At 30.8% G+C, this 20,745-nt stretch carries 20 protein-coding genes and 1 tRNA gene; 10 read left to right on the forward strand and 11 right to left on the reverse strand.

What is annotated here, in order from left to right:
• The first annotated feature begins 43 nt into the window (after window positions 1–43).
• Window positions 44–137, forward strand: a tRNA-Ser gene (locus AC27L2_RS12380).
• A gap of 13 nt (window positions 138–150) precedes the next feature.
• Window positions 151–447 carry a GIY-YIG nuclease family protein gene (locus tag AC27L2_RS12385; protein ID WP_487212073.1) on the forward strand — a complete coding sequence of 99 codons (297 nt, stop codon included), beginning with the start codon at window positions 151–153 and terminating at the stop codon, window positions 445–447.
• Window positions 448–1,563: 1,116 nt separating this feature from the next.
• Here the strand turns inward: AC27L2_RS12385 and AC27L2_RS12390 are convergent.
• Entirely contained in the window at window positions 1,564–1,818 is a 255-nt protein-coding gene (locus AC27L2_RS12390; protein ID WP_487212074.1) for a hypothetical protein, read from the reverse strand.
• Between the two features lie 186 nt (window positions 1,819–2,004).
• Between AC27L2_RS12390 and AC27L2_RS12395 the strand changes: the two genes are divergently transcribed.
• The 8 genes from AC27L2_RS12395 (at window position 2,005) to typA (ending at window position 12,168) form a co-directional block, all read left to right on the forward strand.
• Window positions 2,005–2,205, forward strand: a complete 201-nt coding sequence (locus AC27L2_RS12395; RefSeq protein WP_487212075.1) for a helix-turn-helix domain-containing protein — start codon at window positions 2,005–2,007, stop codon at window positions 2,203–2,205.
• Window positions 2,206–2,209: 4 nt separating this feature from the next.
• Window positions 2,210–2,890 carry a RadC family protein gene (gene radC, locus AC27L2_RS12400; protein WP_487212076.1) on the forward strand — a complete coding sequence of 227 codons (681 nt, stop codon included), beginning with the start codon at window positions 2,210–2,212 and terminating at the stop codon, window positions 2,888–2,890.
• On the forward strand, window positions 2,887–5,256 hold the full coding sequence (locus AC27L2_RS12405) for a type I restriction-modification system subunit M (protein WP_487212077.1): 2,370 nt from the start codon (window positions 2,887–2,889) through the stop codon (window positions 5,254–5,256). Before radC ends, AC27L2_RS12405 begins: the two co-directional genes overlap by 4 nt.
• A complete protein-coding gene (locus tag AC27L2_RS12410) occupies window positions 5,247–6,665 on the forward strand; it encodes a restriction endonuclease subunit S (protein ID WP_487212078.1) in 1,419 nt (472 codons plus the stop codon). The genes AC27L2_RS12405 and AC27L2_RS12410 overlap by 10 nt, the downstream gene beginning before the upstream one ends.
• 55 nt (window positions 6,666–6,720) lie before the next feature.
• On the forward strand, window positions 6,721–7,173 hold the full coding sequence (locus AC27L2_RS12415) for a hypothetical protein (RefSeq protein WP_487212079.1): 453 nt from the start codon (window positions 6,721–6,723) through the stop codon (window positions 7,171–7,173).
• A complete protein-coding gene (locus AC27L2_RS12420) occupies window positions 7,148–9,511 on the forward strand; it encodes a hypothetical protein (RefSeq protein WP_487212080.1) in 2,364 nt (787 codons plus the stop codon). The genes AC27L2_RS12415 and AC27L2_RS12420 overlap by 26 nt, the downstream gene beginning before the upstream one ends.
• A gap of 240 nt (window positions 9,512–9,751) precedes the next feature.
• A complete protein-coding gene (locus AC27L2_RS12425; protein WP_487212081.1) occupies window positions 9,752–10,027 on the forward strand; it encodes a GIY-YIG nuclease family protein in 276 nt (91 codons plus the stop codon).
• 332 nt (window positions 10,028–10,359) lie between these two features.
• Complete coding sequence (gene typA / locus AC27L2_RS12430) at window positions 10,360–12,168, forward strand: translational GTPase TypA (RefSeq protein WP_487212091.1); 1,809 nt, start codon at window positions 10,360–10,362, stop codon at window positions 12,166–12,168.
• An 864-nt stretch (window positions 12,169–13,032) separates the two neighbouring features.
• Here the strand turns inward: typA and AC27L2_RS12435 are convergent.
• The 10 genes from AC27L2_RS12435 to AC27L2_RS12480 form a co-directional block, all read right to left on the reverse strand.
• The gene (locus AC27L2_RS12435) at window positions 13,033–14,022 is read right to left on the reverse strand and encodes a Gfo/Idh/MocA family protein (RefSeq protein WP_487212082.1); all 990 of its coding nucleotides are present in this window, start codon (window positions 14,020–14,022) and stop codon (window positions 13,033–13,035) included.
• 90 nt (window positions 14,023–14,112) lie between these two features.
• Window positions 14,113–16,194 (reverse strand): methyl-accepting chemotaxis protein, encoded by a 2,082-nt coding sequence (locus AC27L2_RS12440; RefSeq protein ID WP_487212083.1) that lies wholly within the window; start codon window positions 16,192–16,194, stop codon window positions 14,113–14,115.
• Window positions 16,195–16,215: 21 nt separating this feature from the next.
• The gene (locus tag AC27L2_RS12445) at window positions 16,216–16,611 is read right to left on the reverse strand and encodes an energy transducer TonB (protein WP_487212084.1); all 396 of its coding nucleotides are present in this window, start codon (window positions 16,609–16,611) and stop codon (window positions 16,216–16,218) included.
• 29 nt (window positions 16,612–16,640) lie between these two features.
• Window positions 16,641–17,048 carry a bacteriohemerythrin gene (locus AC27L2_RS12450; protein ID WP_487212085.1) on the reverse strand — a complete coding sequence of 136 codons (408 nt, stop codon included), beginning with the start codon at window positions 17,046–17,048 and terminating at the stop codon, window positions 16,641–16,643.
• Between the two features lie 77 nt (window positions 17,049–17,125).
• Window positions 17,126–17,620 (reverse strand): chemotaxis protein CheW, encoded by a 495-nt coding sequence (locus AC27L2_RS12455; RefSeq protein ID WP_487212086.1) that lies wholly within the window; start codon window positions 17,618–17,620, stop codon window positions 17,126–17,128.
• Window positions 17,621–17,781: 161 nt separating this feature from the next.
• Window positions 17,782–18,045: a hypothetical protein gene (locus AC27L2_RS12460; protein ID WP_487212087.1), complete on the reverse strand. Its 264-nt coding sequence runs from the start codon at window positions 18,043–18,045 to the stop codon at window positions 17,782–17,784.
• A 4-nt stretch (window positions 18,046–18,049) separates the two neighbouring features.
• Window positions 18,050–18,385 (reverse strand): hypothetical protein, encoded by a 336-nt coding sequence (locus tag AC27L2_RS12465; protein WP_487212088.1) that lies wholly within the window; start codon window positions 18,383–18,385, stop codon window positions 18,050–18,052.
• Window positions 18,386–18,396: 11 nt separating this feature from the next.
• Window positions 18,397–20,175, reverse strand: coding sequence for a flagellar filament capping protein FliD (fliD, locus tag AC27L2_RS12470; protein ID WP_487212089.1), 1,779 nt, complete (start codon window positions 20,173–20,175; stop codon window positions 18,397–18,399).
• Window positions 20,176–20,178: 3 nt separating this feature from the next.
• A complete protein-coding gene (locus AC27L2_RS12475) occupies window positions 20,179–20,511 on the reverse strand; it encodes a flagellar export chaperone FliS (RefSeq protein ID WP_487212090.1) in 333 nt (110 codons plus the stop codon).
• A gap of 107 nt (window positions 20,512–20,618) precedes the next feature.
• On the reverse strand, window positions 20,619–20,745 hold a 127-nt coding region (locus AC27L2_RS12480), incomplete at its 5' end, for a flagellin (protein WP_487212092.1).

Below are 20,745 nucleotides of genomic sequence, written 5' to 3' on the forward strand. Positions count from 1 at the left end.
TATATTGGCGTCACAAAATTTTGATTTTTCTTTTACAAAGTGTGGAGAGGTGGCCGAGTGGCTGAAGGCAGCGGTTTGCTAAACCGCCATAGGGGCTTAAACCTCTATCGCGAGTTCGAATCTCGCCCTCTCCGCCAAGATTTTTAATCAATGAAATATTTTGTTTACATACTTTACTCTCCTTCATTTAATCGTACTTACGTCGGCCAAACTAATGATATTTCTAATCGCTTGAGCTACCACAATTCGGGCAAAGTTAAATCTACTAAACCTTTTAGACCTTGGACTTTGATTTATTCCGAATCTTTTTCTTCAAGGTCAGAAGCCATGAAAAGAGAAAAATGGTTCAAGTCAAAACAAGGCAGAAATAAAATTTCTGAAATTCTTAATAATTTTTTTCTTGCTGAAGGCAGCGGTCTCGACTTTTGTCGGACTAAACCGCCATAGGGGCTTAAACCTCTATCGCGAGTTCGTCCGTTTCGTCCCAAATTTTCGGGACAAACGAGATCTCGTCACTTTTTCAAAGTGACGGAAATCTCGCCCTCTCCGCCAAGATTTTTAATCAAAATTCACAATTTTTCTTAAAGACTTCTTTTTAATCTCGCTCTTCTTAAGTTCAATCCAGGGTTAAAAAAGTCATCAATTTTGTCATCACTTTTTTGATGAGTATTATACTTGATTCTTTACTGATTCAAAGAACGTTTTTATTAAATGGAAAAACCGCTCAGAGAAACTTGGGGCTTGGCTTCCCTAAAACTCTGAACGGCTTTCCAGTTAAACTTTTTTCCCACTACCGCCAAGCAATTAAGTTTTTTAGCAACTTAATGAAGATACTTAACTTTTGCAATAAAAATTTTTCTCGCTTAGAATTTTTTTAGTCCCTAAAAAGAGAGAGTGAATTTTTTGACTCCCTAAAAAGAGAAGTATGAATTGTCAAACATGCTTACTGCAATACAAGTCAAAATTCAGTCTCGACTTTATCGGGATTTGTTAATAGGTCAAAGGTTGATTAGCTTATGGTTAAAAATTCATTTTAAACGCATTTAAATCACTTATAAGACAAGATTTCATGTAAATGATATAAAAAATATATAGGTTTTATAAAAATCCAAGCTTTAAAACGCATTTAAATGAAAAAATGGATATATTCTAATTAGTGTTTTACGAATTAGAACTGAATTAACTATAAAATTACTAATTCGTAAATAAGTTTAAAATCAGAAACTAAAATAAAAATTCAATTTCATTTTCTGGGCATCCATCCTTTCGGTATGGTTAATAATTATTTAGTTAGTGAATTACTTATCCGAAATAATTATCACTTTTAATTTTTTCTATAAGACTCATTTTATCTTTCATCTTATGCTTCAGCTCATTTTTTGACAAAGTCATCTTCAGTTAGTATTTCTGTTCTGCCAGTTTTGGTTAGCCCCAGGGGCAATTAGAGCCTGGCGGGACTAATCAACAGCTGGCTTCTTTTTTTATTATTATATTTAAGTAAACCTTTAAAATCGGAAAGAAAGCGGGAAAAATAGGAATATCCTGTTATTATTATTAAATGGACTAAAAATAAATTTCAATATTATCTGCAACTTTTTGTAAATCCATTCCTTTGGGAACAGAAAGAGTTGAATGTAGAAAATCCAATTCAATCATTTTGCCATATTCATTCATTTCAACAATAAAAGGCTTATCACTTTGAGAATGTCGGCTTGAATCGAGTTTTACAATATAGTAATTTTCTTTTACTGGGATTTCCTGTAAACCAAATTTTATTTTTTCCAATCCTGCAAGAAATGGATTAAAAATTGTAAACAAAAAATCTGAATCCCTTGCAAGTCCAATACTTTCAGCTAAGTTAATCGAGCTTGCCTGCGGGCAACAAAAAGGAACTCCCTAAATTTTAATTGACTATTTTTGAATTATTGTTTATCATTATAATAGAAAAACAAAAAAGTTTATAATTTATTCTATATACTATAATGTTAAATAATGGTTATGGAAATGTCAAATAAGATCTCTGAAAATCTAAAGAAATTAAGGCAGAAAAAGGGCTATTCTTTAGAAAAAGTAGCCCGGCTTGCTAATTTGTCGCTTAATACCATTGTAAAAATAGAAAATGGAGTTAATAAAAATCCTACAATAGAAACATTAACAAAAATCGCCAAAGCATTAGAAGTCGGCATAGATGACTTAATAAAATAAAATTATGGGGAATAAAATTAAAAAAACAATCAAAGAGTTGCCAAGGGTTGAACGACCAAGAGAAAAGTTAATACAATATGGACCGGAAAAACTTTCTAATTCTGAACTTTTGGCTATTATTCTGAGATCAGGAACAAAAGAAGAAAATGTAGTTGAATTGGCAAATAAAATTCTAAAAAGATTTAGCGCAAATAAATTGCCAAATTTGACCTTTAACGATTTAAAGGATTATCCGGGATTAGGTCCAGCCAAAGCTTGTGAAATTGTTGCTTGCTTTGAACTTGGCAAAAGATTTCTCAAAGATAAAAAAGCCCAAATTTATCTAACACCGAAAGAGATTTGGGAGGAATTAAAAGATTTACGTGACCACAAAAAAGAACATTTCGTTATTTTTTATCTTGACTCCAGAAATCAAGAAATCAAGCGAGAAATTATTTCCATAGGAACTCTTAACACAAGTTTAGTCCATCCACGAGAGGTTTTTGAACCAGCAGTTAGAAATTTAGCCGCACAAATTATTTTGGCTCACAATCACCCATCAGGCGACCCCGAGCCATCAGAAGACGATTTAGAAATTACTAAAAGATTGGTTGAATCTGGTAAAATTTTAGGTATTGAAGTAGTTGACCATATAATCATTGCCAAAACAGGATTTATAAGTTTTAAAGAAAAGGGGTTAATATGAACAACGCAAATTACAAATCAATAAAAGAGAAAGTTATAACGGGTGAAAAATCATCCCTAATTAAGATAGGTAAAAATAAGGGATATATTTCTATTAGTCGCGACGGTTCGAAAATTACTTATCTTACCCAAAAATTTACTGATAATTTTTTAGATCCAGAAGAAAAGGTCAGAGCCGAACTTTATATAGATTTAATTGAAAAATATAAATATAAACCAGATAGAATTGATTTAGAAAAATATCGCAAGATCGGTCATCCTCATAAAAAGACAGATATTAAAATGGATATCGTGATAAACAATGAAAATGACCATCCATTTATGCTTTTTGAATTAAAATCACCCGAAGAATATGATAAATATTTTGAGTCATCAATCAGAACCCAACTGTTTGAACCAGCTGCTACAGAAGATAAAGGGAGGGGGACTTTAAAATTTTTGATTTATTATACTCGTTGGTATAACGAAGATGGCAAGTTACAAGAAAAATATGAGACCATAGATTATACAAAGTATAAATCTTTTGAAGAATGGGAAGATGCAGGACGACCAAATTTAAGATACATTCCTAAAAATTATGGGATTAAAGATAAGCCGCCAAAGTTTATTAAAGGGGGAGAAAAAGATTTAAGAAAAGATGTTAGAAAAGAAGAGTTAGATCGTATTGCACGAGATCTTCATAATATTTTATGGGCTGGCGGGAAATACCAAAATGAACTCTTCTTTAATTTAATTGGAATGTTTTTAGCCAAAATTTATGATGAGAAGACAACCCCTGAGGGTAAACCGTATCAATTTCAAATTTTCTTTGAAGGGTTAGATCAAGAACCCCCAGGGAAGACTTACAAAAGAATAAATAAACTTTATAAAGGAGAAAAGCACCCAAAAACTGGAAAATACTCCGATTGCGCTTTAAAACGTTTACTAAACTATAAAGACGAAAATTTAGACAAAGTTAAAGATATTATCTTTGACGAGCCAAAGGTTAAATATGTTGTTGAGGTTCTACAAGAAATCTCTTTTATAGAGAACAAATATGACATTCTTGGTGATTTCTTTGAAAAAATAGTTAGACAGGAATTTAAACAAACAAAAGGACAATATCTTACCCATCAAAACATAGTTGACTTTATCCTTTATGCGTTGAAACTTGACGAATTCACTTTAGATTTAATAAACAGCGAAACAAGATTACCATATATAATAGACCCCGCTTGTGGTTCTGGAACTTTTTTAATTCATGCGATGAAATTAATTGATAGAGTTAAAGAAGAAGCCGAAAAGCAAGGCAAACTTAAAAAAGATTACGCTACACAAGAGTTTTTAGATAAAAACTTCCAGCGATTACGAAAAAATGCTTGGGCTGACGAATATATTTACGGTATTGAGATAAATTCTGATTTAGCAATGGCAACAAAGGTAAATATGGTAGCACATGGCGATGGTTCAGCAAATATTGAACCTCAAGATGGTTTAGTTGATTTCAAAAATTATCATAAACAATTAGCCATTAAAAAAGATAGTAAAGTTTATCCTTTCCATGTTAATGAACAATTTGATGTTGTTATTTCTAATCCACCGTTCAGTATCACTGTTGATAGAGATACAGCGAAGCAATTTCCTAAACTTTATTTACGAGGTGAAAAAATTGCAAAGACATTAAAAAATAATAAAGAATTGGAAGTAGATACAGAAAATCTATTTATTGAAAGATGGTATCAGTTATTAAGAGAAGGCGGAAGAATGGGGATTGTTTTGCCAGAAAGTGTTTTTGATACAACAAGCAATAGAGATATTCGCCTTTTTCTTTATAAGTATTTTTGGATAAAAGCAGTTGTTTCTTTACCTCATTTAGCTTTCGCTCCTTATACTCAAACGAAAACAAGTTTGCTTTTTGCACAAAAGAAAACCGAGAAAGAAGTAGAAAAATGGAATAAACTCTGGGATAAATATGAAGAAGCATATAACGAATTATCAGATAAGATTAAAAAGTTATTAAAATCAAATAAAGAAAAAGACAAAGAAAAATTTATAGAACTTTTAATTAAGTTGTTAGGTAAGGAAAATTTTGAAGTGGAAGATAAAGAATTATCATTTAAAGAACTTAAAGAAAAATATGAAGAAAGTATTAAGGAAGCTGACCTTGAATGGTGGGTATTCAAGAATGTTTCAAAAGAACAAGATTGTCCTATATTTATGGCTCACGCAGAAGAGCTTGGTTATAAGCGGGGTGTAAGAAAAGAAGAAAAAAGACCAAACCAACTTTTCCTTTCCGAAGGCGAGTATTCAGATCGAATAATTTATATTGACACTAAAAATCCAAAAACAATTTTGGATTATTTAAGGAAGTATGTAATATGGGAGTAAATTTTTACCAAACATCTTTGTCTGATTTTAACAAAGAAAAAACTTTACGCTTTGATGTAAAGTTTCATAGCGTTTTTACAAAGATTGTTGAGACAAAAGAAACATCTCCTTTTTTAAATTTTTTTAAAGTAGAAGAAAAACAATGTCCAGAAGTTGACATAAATGAGATTAAATATGTTGAAATTGGATCGGTAAATAATGAAGACGAAATAGAACCATTTAATTTATCAGATGATAAACAATTAGATTTAACAGAAAAAGAAAGATTGTTAAAAAAAATAGAAAATGGAGATATTTTTAAACCAGAAAGGGGTGGAATATTAATATCTTCCGTCAGGCCAAATTTAAAGAAATTTATCACTATTACTGATAATGAGAAAGATTTATATTTTACAAAAGCATTTTTATATCTCTTACCTAAACAAAATTTAATAGAAAGTAGGTTATTAAAATATCTATTAAGAACAGTTTTATTTGAAAGATTAACAGGATTATGTAGAGAGGGAAAAGGTTATCCTACATTAAAAGAAAATGATTTAAAATTTTTCTTTATTGAAGATGAACTTATTGAAAAAATTAAAGCAAATAAAGATAGAATAATTCAGAAAATAAATGAGAATGAACAAAAAATTTCTCAGATCAAATCAAAAATTGAATCTCTCCAAGATATTATTGATGATGTGTTTGTCAAATATGAAGTTAAAAGTCAAAGATTCGCTGACCACAATGAAGATCATTTTGTGCTTAAAGCAAACAAAATAGGAAAAAATTTGTTTTTAAGATTGGGGGCGCAATACTACAGTTTTTTTGAAAATCATAAAGGATTACTTTTTGATGAAAATGGGAAATACGACCAAGTATCATTGGGGCGACTTATTAAAAAACACAAAGCACAAGTTTTAAAAAAGGGAATATTAGATCAATCGTATATTCTTCTGGATTTGGTACAATTAGAAGCGAAAACTGGTAGAATTCTTGATGAAACAAACGAGGTAGAGGAAATAGGTTCGGATAAGGTTGTGTTTGGAGACGCAGATATTGTTATCTCAAAGATAGACCCTTACCTTGCCTATGTCTTTATAAATGACAAAACCAAAAATTTTATCGGCACCACAGAATTAGTACCATTTAAAATAATCAACACAAACATAAATGTTCACTATTTAAAATATTGTTTACTTTCTAATGAATACATTAAAAAATCTGCCTTGATTATGTATGGCAAAAGACATCCGCGTATTGACATAAGAGATCTGCTTGCAATAAAAATTCCTCTACCAGATTTAGAAATTCAGCAGAAAATTGTTTCCGAAATCCAACAACGGGAAGAAAAAAGCAATCAATACAAAGAACAAATCAAAAAACTACGAGAAGAAATAGATGATTTAATTTATCAATCATTAAAATGAAATCTGTAAGCAAAAAAGCAAAACAACTTTTAGATGAAGCAACGAAGAAAGTAGAATGCAAAATCAACTAGATATGTTAAATATGAGCGATATATTTAAATACATTATTAACTTTACCCCTACCCCAAATTTTTTATCAGATATCGCAGCTTTTGAAGCTGTGGTTATAGGTCTTGCTATTCCTTTAAGTTTTGAAATTGTCTCTAGAATTTCTGAAAGATACCAATCAGAAGTTATAACAAAGAAATTCTTACAAAATTGGGAAATTAAATGGCTTCCTGTTTTTTTGATAGCGAATATTATTATCGCAATTGGTCTAAAATTTTTTGTGCAAGATAATCCTGTATGGCCCCTATGGAAAATCTTAGCGTGGATAACATTTATAGGCTTTTTATTTATTGCGGGTATCTTTTTATTTAAGTTTTTGCCTAAATTAAAACGCTATATGACGGATACAGATTTTATATTAAATGAACTTTTCAATGAAGCAGAAAAATTATTCAAATAATAAAAATTTAATATTGAAACAAGAAAGATTTATTCAATCCCTTGAAGGAATTGGCGATATACTAGTTTTTGAGACAAAAAGAAGAAATAGAAATAAAAATGTAATTCAAGGCTTGGAAAGAATAAAAAATATCATCAAAGATTTTTTTGCTATTCAAAAAAACGACCCCGATAAATTTGAACGTCTACTTTTGGCACAAGAATTTTTTGATCTATACAAAAAAGATGAAAAAGAGGCGAAATTTAGGCTAGCATTTGACCCCGATAGGTATCTGATTTCTTTTTCAACAGCCATCAATCAAGTTTTAAGAATTCATGAGGCGGCTATAGAAACGAAAAATGACGAGATAAGTAGATTTGCGACTTATAATCTTAATTGGATTCTTGCTGAAGTTAGCCAAATACCTAAGAACGATCTATTTGTAGAGCAATTATTAAAATATCTTGCCGAAGTAGCAAGGCTTGCTATAGAAAATCAAGACCGCTCAATGTATGCCGCCTCAATTCATTGGTACATTGACATAGTCTTTAATAAATTAAGACAAAAAGAAGGTGGTTTTGATTTATCGTATTTAGAACTATTTGATAAGCACTTCTTTTCTTCCGTTAAATATATAGTTTCTGAAAATCAAACATCTCTTTTTAATGACTTGGTTTCGTCTTTGGTTGATGGTGTACACGTTCCAGATTATTACAGAGGGAAGGTTTGGAATTATGGACATCTTATTTTACATAAAGACCTACAAAAATATAATCAACTTGACACAAAGTATGGTATAGAAAAACGAATTAAAGAGCTAGTCAATTCAGAAAATGACCTATATACAAAAGAAAAACTAGAATCGTGGTTAAAAAAATTTGATGAACTTAAATCAATTATCGAGCCAAATCTCAATGAGGAACAACGCAAAGAAGCACAAGAGATTGAAGAAGAAATTAGAGATTTTGCCATCTCGCAGTTTAAGTATCAAGATCTTTTAGAAATTGTTTTTGCAATAGGTGCGTATTGCTTATTTAAGCAACGATATAGCTATATCAAGTACCTTTGGGAATACAAACAACCACCTGACTCTGACGGCTATTGGATTGGTCATGATATAACCCCAAGAACATTAGACGAGATTATACAATTTTATTTCCGCAAAGGACTTTTTGAAAGAAGATTTGATTTTTGGGAAGGACATCATGGAAGTGAAAAATATTACAAACAATATTTCCTGTTGCTTCTGGCTCGTGTACTGCAAAGCGTTCCAGCAGATACCGAGGGTAGATACTCACAGATTGAAAATTATAAATTACCAGATTTACATATTTATAGATTAAGTGATATTGAGCACTCAATAGATGATTTTATTGAAGTGGCGAGAGACCTTAAGAAAAATGCAAATATGCTTGCAGAAATTGGTTTTGATACTACAAAGTTAAATGAAATTTTTGATGATAAACTTGTGCCATTCTTGAAAAAAATAAAAGAAGAAGCAACTAAGCAAATTTCTGCAAAGCATAAATCTGGTAATATTAGTCAAAAGAGAGTCGAAGAATTTAAAAAAGAAGTCTTAAAGAGTTTTTACGAGACTGCAAATTTACGTGACATTTTCATAAAATATCTCAAAGCATACGAGGATAAAACAAAAGAAATAATTTTAAGTAAAAAAGAGCGATTTGGAATTAATATTGTCGACGACAAAGCTGCTTTCTTTGATGAATGGCACGTGGATTACGTTAATTGGGGTGATAATTATGGACGCGATCTTGCTTCTGGTGAAAATTCATCCCTCCTTGATGAAATAGCTAAAGGTTGTCAAGAAATCTCAAAGGAAGATTTTGAAAGTGTGCTTTCAAAATTCAAGAATATAGATGATATAGTGATATTTGCAACAGATATTGCGTTCTGGCGGTTTTTTGAAGATTCTAAAAATTTTAAGCCTAAATGGTATAGAGATGTTAAGCAGCTTGAAGTAAAAAGTTTTGGTGGATGGTATAATTTTGATGGTCAGTTAATTCCCGTTTTCGAGACTTATCACCGTAAAATAGAAAAACAAATTTTGATTCTAAATAAAAATAGAATTGGGCAACTTATTCAACTTTCACCATTGAATGAAGGGGAAGATGAAAATTTGGTAAAGGATATTTTTTATATTAATGTTCAAGCATTCTCTGAAAATAATGGTTTAATGGAGCAATTTATTAAAAAACCGCCAGAATGGTTAAAGAAAATTGGCAACGAACAAAAACAGCGCGAACATTTACAAGAACGCGTGCTTATACACATTTTCGAGAGATTTGAGTATAATAAACCTAAAGATTTTGAAGGATATAAATTTCTTTTGAAAAAATAGCTCAACGTCCTCTGTTTTTTAGCCCTTCTTCTTCTGAAAAAATTTTGGCGAAGCCAAAGAGCAGACGGGTAAAAAGAAAAGGGGGTCTGGGGGAAATGAATTTTTGCCCGCTCACTCGTTTTGGGTGCAGGTGGGCGTGCGTCCGCCAAAGGCAGACGCACAGGTCAGATTTCAGCGTCGGGGTTTTGCTCAAAATGAGTTCGAATTTTATCCAAAAGACTCCGCCAAGATTTTTAATCAATGAAATATTTTGTTTACATACTTTACTCCCCTTCATATAATCGTACTTACGTTGGTCAAACTAATGATATTTCTAATCGTTTGAGTTATCACAATTCGGGCAAAGTTAAATCTACTAAACCTTTTAGACCTTGGACTTTGATTTATTCCGAATCTTTTTCTTTAAGGTCAGAAGCCATGAAAAGAGAAAAATGGTTCAAGTCAAAACAAGGCAGAAATAAAATTTTCGATATATTTAATAATTTCTTCCTCTCTGAAGGTAAAATCTCATTGTAATCTATCTCAGAATTTTAATTGGCAAGCTAAATACAGCAAAAGCTCTTGTTGATTTGAATAATTATCTCAAAACTTTAATTTGCTTTCTAATATCATCTTAAAATTCATTTAATAAACTTAAGATACTTTATTGATACAAATTGTAATTTGCTTTTTAATCTGTTTGATAACACGCATCTTATTTTTTACATCAAATTTTTTGATAAACAAAAAAATCTTATAAACTTATCAATCGTTTACCATAGTCTCATAATTATTAAAACAATTCACCAAATAATTGCTTATCTTTGTATTTCATTTTTAATTAAATAAAGAATTTCATCATGAATAATATAAATAAGATTAGAAACATTGCTATTATTGCTCACGTTGACCACGGGAAAACTACTTTAGTTGACCAGATATTAAAACAATGCCAAATATTTCGTAAAAATCAAATTGTGCAGGAAAGATTTTTAGATTCCAATGATTTAGAACGTGAACGCGGAATTACAATACTCGCAAAAAATATTAGTATTCCATTCAATGGCTATAAAATTAATGTAATTGATACACCTGGACATGCAGACTTTGGCGGTGAAGTTGAACGTGTTCTTAAAATGGCTGATGGTGTTTTGCTCCTTGTTGATTCTTTCGAAGGTCCTATGCCTCAAACTCGTTTTGTTTTAGAAAAGGCTTTGAGTTTACATTTAAAACCTATTGTTATAATCAATAAAATTGATAGACCTGATAATCGCCCTCAAGAAGTTTTAAATGAAATTTATGATTTATTCATTGAATTAGATGCTGATGATGAACAACTAAATTTCCCAATTTTATATGCAAGTGGAAGAGAAGGTTGGGCTGTTTATAATTTAGAAGATGAAAGAAAAGATTTAACCCCACTTCTCAATGCAGTAATAAATTTTATTCCTCCGCCACCTGATAATATCGGTTCTACACAAATTCAAATTTCTGCACTTGATTATAATGATTATGTCGGCAGAATTGGTATAGGCAAAGTTTTTAGAGGAACACTTAAGAAAAATGATAACTTATGTGTAATCAAAAGAGATGGAACCATTCATACAGTTCAACCAAAACAATTATTTGTGTTCGATGGATTAACAAGAACAGAAGTTGAACAGGTTCTATGTGGAGATATTTGTGCAATTGTTGGCATAGATGATATTGATATTGGTGATACAGTTGCAGATGCAGAGAATCCTGAACCACTCCCAATTATTTCAATTGATGAACCAACAATCAGTATGACATTCACTGTTAACAATTCTCCCTTTTATGGCAAAGAAGGAAAATTTGTTACATCTCGTCAATTAAGAGATAGACTTTATAAAGAATTACAACATAACGTTGCACTAAAAGTTGAAGAGACCAATTCACCTGATGCATTTAAAGTATCAGGAAGAGGTATCTTACATTTGTCAATCTTAATTGAAAACATGAGACGCGAAGGGTTCGAACTTCAAGTTCGTGAACCAAAAGTTATATATAAAGAAATTAATGGTAAAAAAGCTGAACCTATTGAAATTCTCGTAGTAGATGTTCCAACTGAATACTCAGGCAAAGTAATTGAACTTGTTGGGCAACGCAGAGGTGAATTAATTAAAATGGAAAATAAAGGAAATTTGCAGAAACTTGAATTTCATATTCCTTCAAGAGGTTTGATGGGATTAAGAACAAAAATTTTAACTGCTACTTCCGGTGAAGCTACTATGCATCATCGTTTCTATCAATATGAATACTTTAAAGGTGCAATTAATAAATCAAAAAATGGTGTAATAATTTCAATGGATACCGGCCCTGCTACGGCTTATGCAATTGATTCACTTCAGGATAGAGGTAAATTTTTTATTGAACCTGGAGAAATTGTTTATCAGGGACAAATAATTGGCGAACACAATAAAGAAAATGATATTGAAGTAAATATTCAGCGCGGTAAAAAATTAACAAACATGCGTGCTTCAGGTTCCGACAAAGCAATTAAAATCGTTCCACCAATCAAATTTACACTCGAAGAAGCACTTGAATACATTGAAGATGATGAAATGGTTGAAGTAACTCCAAAATCAATTCGATTAAGAAAAATTTACTTAGACTCTAATGAAAGAAAAAAATACAACTTAGGGAAAGCTGTTTGATAGTTATTAGGTTGCAAATTAAAGGTTGAAGTTTTCAGCTTAGAGGTCAAATGTTAAAGCTTGAAAAAACACGAAGTGGTTTAATATGAATAGTCAATAGGTTGAAGGTTACAGATTTGAAGGTAAAAGGTTATAAACCCTGAAAGGGTTTAATAGGAATAGATGAAATACCACAGAAAAAATATTTTTTTAGAACCCTAAAGGGGTTCAATGAAAATGAGTTAAAGGTTGTAGGTTTGTAAGCTAATTAATGCTGGCAGGATTAATGTGATAGATTTGGAAATTATGCCGTAAGGCATTCTTTTGGAACAAAATTATGCGCTAAGACATTCCTTCGAAACAAGAAATGGTTATATGTTACAAGTTGCAGATTACATTTTACAGGTTATAAAACCACAAAGTGGTTTAATATGAATAGAAGAATTATCACAGATAAAATATTTTTTCAGAACCCTGACGGGGTTCAATATTAGACGATGGGAACAGAAGCGCTTGGAATAATGGAAAATTGGAATAATGGGCTGGTGGATTGTAACACGAAACGAAGTTTCGATAAATATAAATGGTTACAGGTCGAATGTTACAACATGAAAAACCCAAAAAGGGGTTAAATATTAATAGAAAAAAGTTAACCAAATAAATTTTTAGAACCCTAAAGGGGTTCAATGAAAATAGGTTAAAGGTTGTAGGTTTGTAAGCTAATTAATGCTGGCGGGATTAATGTAATAGAATTACAAAATTATGGTGTTAGGCATTACTTTGGAACAAGATTGTGCCGTAATATATTTCTTCCGAACAGATGTTATAAACATTCCTTCATAATAAAATTTCAAAAACACCGTAGGGCTTCAATGCAAATCTTTTCTAAAAAAATATTATTTCATTTCTCTCAGCTGCTTCAAATGCATTCAATAATATCTTTATATCATTATACCCTTCTTCAAATGTATTAATGAATTTTTTCCCCTTGACAACGGCGTCATAAAATTCTTTAAACTCATTTTCAAAACCACCATCAGTTTCTACTTTAATTTTTTTTATATCTTTATTTTCTCTGTAAATTTCAATCACATTATTAGTTGTAATTATTGTTCCTTTGTCACCAAATACCAGTAATTCATTTTTATAAATTCCATTGACAGAAAAATAAATATTCAATACTCCATTTACTCCATTTTCAAATTCATAATTAAGTGAAAATGTATCGTCGGTTCCTATTTCTTTTCTGATTGATTTTTTAATAGCATAACCCGATTTAAAATTACCAAAAAGTAATCTCAGTGCAGCAATATTATGAACACCACCATCATAGACAAAACCACCTGGATATTTATTATTCTTTCTCCACTTAGTTTGAGCATATTTATTTTTTAATGAAAGATTATTAAATACATTCCATACAACTGAATAAACATTCCCAATAATTTTTCTTCCCAATAATTTTTTTATTTCTAAATAAAGATTATCATGCCTATAATTTTCTGCCAGATAGCACACAACATTTTTCTTTTTTGATAATTCAACTAATCTTTTAGCATCTTTTAGATTTGCTGCAAGAGGTTTTTCAAGAAATACATGCTTGTCAGCATTAATTGAATCAACTGCAGTTTTATAATTCAGTTCAATTGGAAGTGTGATATCAACCGCATCAACATTTTTATCTTTTAATAAATCTTTATAATCAAGGTAGTAAGGAACATTGCCTACAAGTTTAGAAAACTCTACTGCTTTTTTTTCAGTATGATTACATACAGCAGTAATTTCAAATCTGTCAGATAATTTTTCAAGTGCAGGCAAATGGAGTTCTCTTGCTGCAATTCCGCAGCCTATGATTCCCAATTTTATTTTTTTCATAAATTGACCTAAAAATTGTTGAATATTTGTTTTACAAAAATAAAAAACTCCCTCTTTTGGAGGGAGTTTTATTTGAGTTATAGGGGTTCTTTAGTTTGTAAGGAGCTTTTCTTTAAATCCCAGAGCTTTAGTTTGTCCATTATTTTTATTATCAAACTTAAAGTGGCTAATTAATTCTTTGAGGTTTGTAGTCATTCTATTAAGTTCATCTGCGGCTGATGCAATTTGTTGAATTCCTGCAGCACTTTCATTTGTAACTTTGCTTATAGTTTCAACATTTCGATTTATTTGTTCACTTGTAACACTTTGTTCTTCGCTTGCAGCTGCAACTTGATTTACCACATCAAGAACTGCATCAGAAGCAAGTATAATTTCTTTCAAAGAATCACCAGCTTTTTGAGCAAGAGTTTTACCTGATTTTACTTCGCTGCTTCCTTCACTCATTGATTCAACAACATTTTCAGTTACTTCTTGAATTCTCTTAATCATATCAGATATTTCTTTTGTAGCTTTAGTTGTTCTTTCAGCTAATTTTCTAACCTCATCAGCAACAACAGCAAAACCTCTTCCCTGTTCGCCTGCTCTTGCAGCTTCAATTGCAGCATTCAATGCAAGTAAATTGGTTTGATTTGCAATATCATCAATAACTTGTACAATTTCTCCAATTTGTTCACTATTCTTACCTAATACCTGAATCTTTTCAACGGCTTTTTCAACAAACTCTGCGATACGGTTCATACCTTCAACAGTTTTTTCAACAACTTCTCCTCCTTCACGAGCAACTTGTCCAGCTTTCTTAGATGCATCGGAAGCTAAAGTTGCGTTCTTCGAAGTGCTTAAAATTGTTCTTGTCATTTCTTCTACTTGAGTTACAACTTCAAGAGCTTGCGAACTTTGTTCCTGTGCACCTGCAGCCATTTGTTCTGTTGATGAAGAAATTTGTTCACTTATTGAAGCTGTAAGATTAATCATCTCTGCAATGTTTGATAAAATATTTGTGAGTGAATCACCAAGTGTATTAATGCTGTTTACAATTAACTTATGGTCGCCTTTGAACTCACCAGTAACTCTTGCATTAAAATTACCATTAGCCATCTCCTCAAGAACTTCAATTCCAGCTTTTATTGGCATGAATAAAGCATCAAGTGTTGAATTTACTCCAACAATAATTTCTTGATATGCTCCATAAAATTTATTTGCATCGCCACGTTTTGTTACCTTTCCTTCAATAATTTCTTCAGTTAAGTTTTTCATTTCTAAAATAAGATTCTTTAAGTTTCCAATCATTAATTCAATGCTCTTTGATAACTCATCATCTTCTGATAATACTTTCACTTCTACATCAAGATTACCCTTAGAAATTTCAATTGCAGCTTTTATTTTTTCATGTTGTGCATGCCTTAATTGTTCAAGCATATCGGATAGTTCACCAAATTCATCTTTGGAATCATAATGAACTACTTCTTTAAAGTTACCAACAGAAAATTTGGCAATTACATTTTTTAAATACTCAACAGGTTTGGTAAGAGAAGATACAATTTTTGTGAAAGCATAAAGGAAGAATAATAAACCTGCAAGCATTCCCGCAAAAATAACTATGCGAGATGATGTAATAGCATCAGATAAATTTGTATTAAGTGTTTCTCCTTCAGCTCTTAAATTTTCTTTTAAGTTCTGAAAATTATTAAGCATCTTTTCGCCAATTTCTTCGCCGGATGTTGTTGCAACTTCTGCAGCAAGTTCATAATCTTTAATTGCTGCAGCACTTAATGTTCCATCAATAACAAGACTTTTATAATCAGCCCACGATTTATTAACTTCTTTCAAATCTTTCTCAATTGAAGTCCCTTCATATTTTTTAATTAAATTGGTTAAAGATGTATCTATAGAACTTTTCATCTTGCTTAGGGACTTCAAATTTTTTTCCATCTGAGATTCAAAACTTGGGATGGAAAATTTAAGCAATGTATTTTTGATACCCTGAAATTCTCTATAAATTAAATCAACTTCATTAGAAGGAGCTATGTAATCAGAATAAATCTGATTTTTATAGTTGTTAATCTTAAACATCTGTACTAAATCGTTAAGAATAACTATTGTACAGAGAGCTCCGAGTACGAAGTATGATACACGAAGTTTAGCTTTGAACTTAAGATTTTTTATCGACAACATGGCTTTCATCTATTTTTGTTATTAATTTAACTTAAATACAAATGACATTGTTAATTTTACTTTTACAGGTTTGCCGTCTTTTTCACCGGGTTTAAATTTACTTGCTCTTAATACTCTTTCAACTTCTTCGTTACATCCACCGCCTATTCCTTTAATAATTTTAACATCATCAACCCCACCATTTTCATTAATATATGCCATTGCTATAACTCTTCCTTCAATACCAGCAGAGCGTGCAACACTTGGATAACTAATTTTTTTCATTAAATTAGCTAAGCCATCAACTGGTTCTGGCATTACATCAGCTATAGGCAGGTAATCTTCATCGCCTGGTAAAATTATGTTTTTACCTGCTATAGTTTTAGATGAAAACATAATTACAAATATTAAACCAAATAATACATATTTAGAGCGCATACTTTACTCCTGTATATTTTTACAATTTTTTAATAAATACCATTATTATTTAAGAAACCTGAATAAGCTTTATCAGAAACTTGAATATGATTGGTAAGCCATTTTGTTAAAAAGTTCATCAGTTCAAAAGATAAATTTGTTTTGCCTGATTTGTATTCAGTCATAAACTCATCAACTTTTTGTACGAACATATCATGTTCTTTTTTGTGTTTAATTTTTTCCGGATAATTATATTTTTCAAACAATTCTTCTTCTGATTTGAAATGTGTTTTAGTATAAGCAGCCATTTCAAAAAGAATTTTTGTAAGAACAGTGCTCGATTTCCCCTGCTTCATCGCATCATGCAATTCATTAATTATGTTAACAAGTTTTTTATGTTGATTATCCAAGCCTTTTATGTTAACGCTTAGATTATCACTCCAATTAATAAGCGACATATGAGCTCCATCATTTTCATTGATATTATCGATTAATTAAAAAATTTTTTAAGTAACTATTTGAATAATTTTTAAAATTATTCTTCTTGATTTATAGTGCTTAATTCTAATTTTTCATTAGATGATAAAATTTTCTCTAAATCAATTAGAATTAATAATCTATCTTCAAGTTTACCAACTGCTTTTATAAACTCTGAATTGACATTTGTAACTAAATCCGGCGGTGGTTCTGTTATTGATGCTGGGATACGTAATACTTCAGTTACGGCATCTACGATAAATCCTACTGTTTTGCCTGATACTTCAACAACAATAATTCTTTTATCTTTATCAACTTCTTTTCTTGGAAGACCCAATTTACTTCTGAGGTCAATTACAGGTATTATTCTTCCACGAAGATTAACAACTCCATCAACAAAATCTGGTGCATTGGGAACTTTAGTTACTTGCATCATTCTTATAATTTCTTGAACCATTAAAATATCAACAGCATATTCTTCATCAGCTATTTTGAATCCTACCAGCTGAAGTATTTCGGCAGTTTCATTTTTTACTTTTGATTTTTCATTCATCGTCAACCTCAAAATAATTTTAATACATAATATTATCGAAAACAGAGTTAGTATGTTTAACTAATAAAAAAAGGCAGACAAAAATTGTTTATCTCTGCCTGCCTTTCGGAGTATGTATGTTAACGTAAAGGTGAATAGTTTTCGATTGAACTTTACACAATTTACTTACCTTTCAGCTCTTTAATTATGGCTTCAGCAACTTTGTTTATTACTTCCTCTGAATCATAAAATTTGTTAGCAATTTTTTGTTTAATCTCTTCTAACTTTTTCGAAGCCATTTCGCTCTTTGCTAAATCTCTGGCTGCAGAGGAGATTTCAATTTTGTCTTTATCCTTTACCTCGCCTGAACCTTTTGAATCCGTAGTTTTTACCTGATTAGGCGAAGGTGTAAAAGGATTATTGTTTGAAATACCTTTTATTTGCACAGTTTCACCTTAAATAATTTATAATTTTTCTCTGGCTATTTAAGCTGGATATCTCTTTTTCAAGTTTTGAGGCTGCCAGCTTAAATTGCTCTATTATATTATCGTATTTTTTTTCAATTAGTTTAGCCCTATCACACACTTCAGGAACATTTTTTTGAAGATAATCCACTCCATACCTTTTTATGAGTTCATCTTTGATTTTTTGAATTACCATCATAGTTTCAAGAGCAAGCTGAAATTTATCTTCAAAATTATCTGGATTAATTTCATCAAGCTGAGCTGACAAACTATCCAGCAAATTAATCATTGCACTAATTTTATTTTTTAAATCTTGTTCCATAAAAAATTATCCTAACTTGTATAAGATGAAGAGCCAAACAACGAAAAATAATTTTGATACGATAACAACTGTGCTAATTGCATTTGCATCTTTTGATATTTGGACCTTAAGATTTCTGCATTTTTGTCAATACTTTTTTGTGCAGCAGAAATGCTGTCATTCAATGATGATATTGTTGTATCAAAATTTGATTTTGCTTTTGCGATGTAACCATCTGCACCGAGATATGGATTAATTCTATCATACAGTTTAACTGCTATACCATTTGTGTCTAGTGTAAATAAATTTATCAAGCCATTCAGATTATTATTAATAACATCTTCTAATCTGTCTGAATCACTAAGGACTAAACCGTTGTCGATATTAAACGTAATTCCAATTTTAGATAAAGTATTAATTTCATTGTCAGGAATTCCTGCAACTGAACTATAAGCAATTGTACTTAATATGCTCAGTAAAGACGAAGCAGTTGTATCACTAACAAACAAACCACGGGAAGAATCAACTGTCTTTGATTTATCTTTAATGTATTTATAGATATCATTAAACTTTGTGATAAAGTCATTAATCTTATCTTTAATCTTTGTTGAATCATTTTTAACTGTTATTTCAACATCTGCATCAGAAAATTGCATTACAGATTTTAATGTAATTGTAGTACCATCAATCAAATCAGTAATGATATTTGAGTTTCTTTCAACATTAATACCATTAAATGTAATTTTGGCATTAAGCTGGTCAAAAGTATAAAGAAATCCTGGTGTATCATTGCCGGTATTTTGAACAAATGCTTGCCTTGTTGTTCCTAAATTCAATCCAACTGCAGATAATGCTGCACTACTACCGAATTCGGAAATTTCTGTAATTCTGTAATCATAACCAGAATTTTTAGATTTGATTGATAATTGAGAATATCCTGTAACAGGTGAAAAGAGAGAAGCACTTACCAACCCCGAAGCACCTTTTTCTTTAGTTACATTAATTCCTAATTCACTTAATAATGTGCCAGTATCATTTTTTATAGTAATATATTTTGAAGAATCATTAACTGTAATTTTTAATTGATAATTAGAACCATCTACAATTTTTTCTACGGTTAATCCACCGATAGAATTAATTTGTGAAATAATGCTATCAATTACATCGCTGTAATTTCCTGCAGAATAATTTATTACTGTTTCAGTTCCATTTAAATCTATTACAAACGAACCAGATGAAGTTGTGCTGCCAGAAATTGATGAAGAAAGAACTACAGCTTTATCAGAATTAATTGCACTTTGAATTTTTTGCATCAAAGTGCTATTTGAAATTTGGCCATTAGTAAAATCTGAGCTGTCAAAAGTAACAGATACTTTGCTTACAAATTCTCCGCCTGAACCATCTCCTGTTTTAATAACAAATTCATGTGTGCCTGGAGTTGTAATAACTGTTGAAGGTGCACTTGAATTTAAATCTATAGATAAAACCGTATCATTCTTTGCAAGTTGATTTATTCTGATTGAATGAGTTCCGTCCAATGCACCTGAATTTGCAACTACATCTAAAAAATTTGTATTGGAAGATTCTGCAGCTTTAGAGTAAAAAATAGAATTGGATGATGCGCTTTTAAGTTCACTTAAAATAGATTTCAAAGAATCAAGTTTGCTGCTTAATGTAGAGTAAGCAGAGTTAAGATTTTCATAATATGATTTGCGTTTGGTTAAAGGAGTTATTCTCTTACTCTGTTCGTTAGTCTTATAAGTATCAACTAAATTATTGATACCCGATGTTGTAAGCGCATCATATGCCATGCTTTATCTCATATTTTTTAATGCATTAATCCAGGTATCTCTAAGTTCAGTTAAAATTTTCAAAACAATCTGGTTATTGTGTTTTCTCATTTGTTCTTGGCAGAACTGATAAAGTCTCAATAAACCTATTGAAATTTCTTTAGCAGCAGGGTCATCAAAATTCAGAGAATTAATCAAAACCTGAATTGCATCATTTGTTTTGAACAAATCATTTTTTTGGCAATTCAGAATTGCGAAATCATAAACTTTTAAAATCAGTTCTTGAGGAGTTGCATTATTGATTTGATTGAAGATATATGGATTACTTTTGTTTCTTAATGTTTGTGCTGTATACATTTTTTTAATCCATTATTTTTTTTATTTAATGCCCCCTCACATAGAGGGGGCTTTAGAAGACATTCTCTTTATTATTTTCAACTAATGTTTATTACTTCAGGTTCATATTAACGGAAAAGGTTAAGAACCTGTTGAGGTGCAGTATTCATCTGTGCAAGCATTGCTGTTGCAATCTGAGCACCAATTTGTCCCTTAGTTGCATTCAACTGCTCCATTGCTACATCGGCATCAAAG

This window comes from Rosettibacter sp. KY25, from assembly GCF_057554405.1.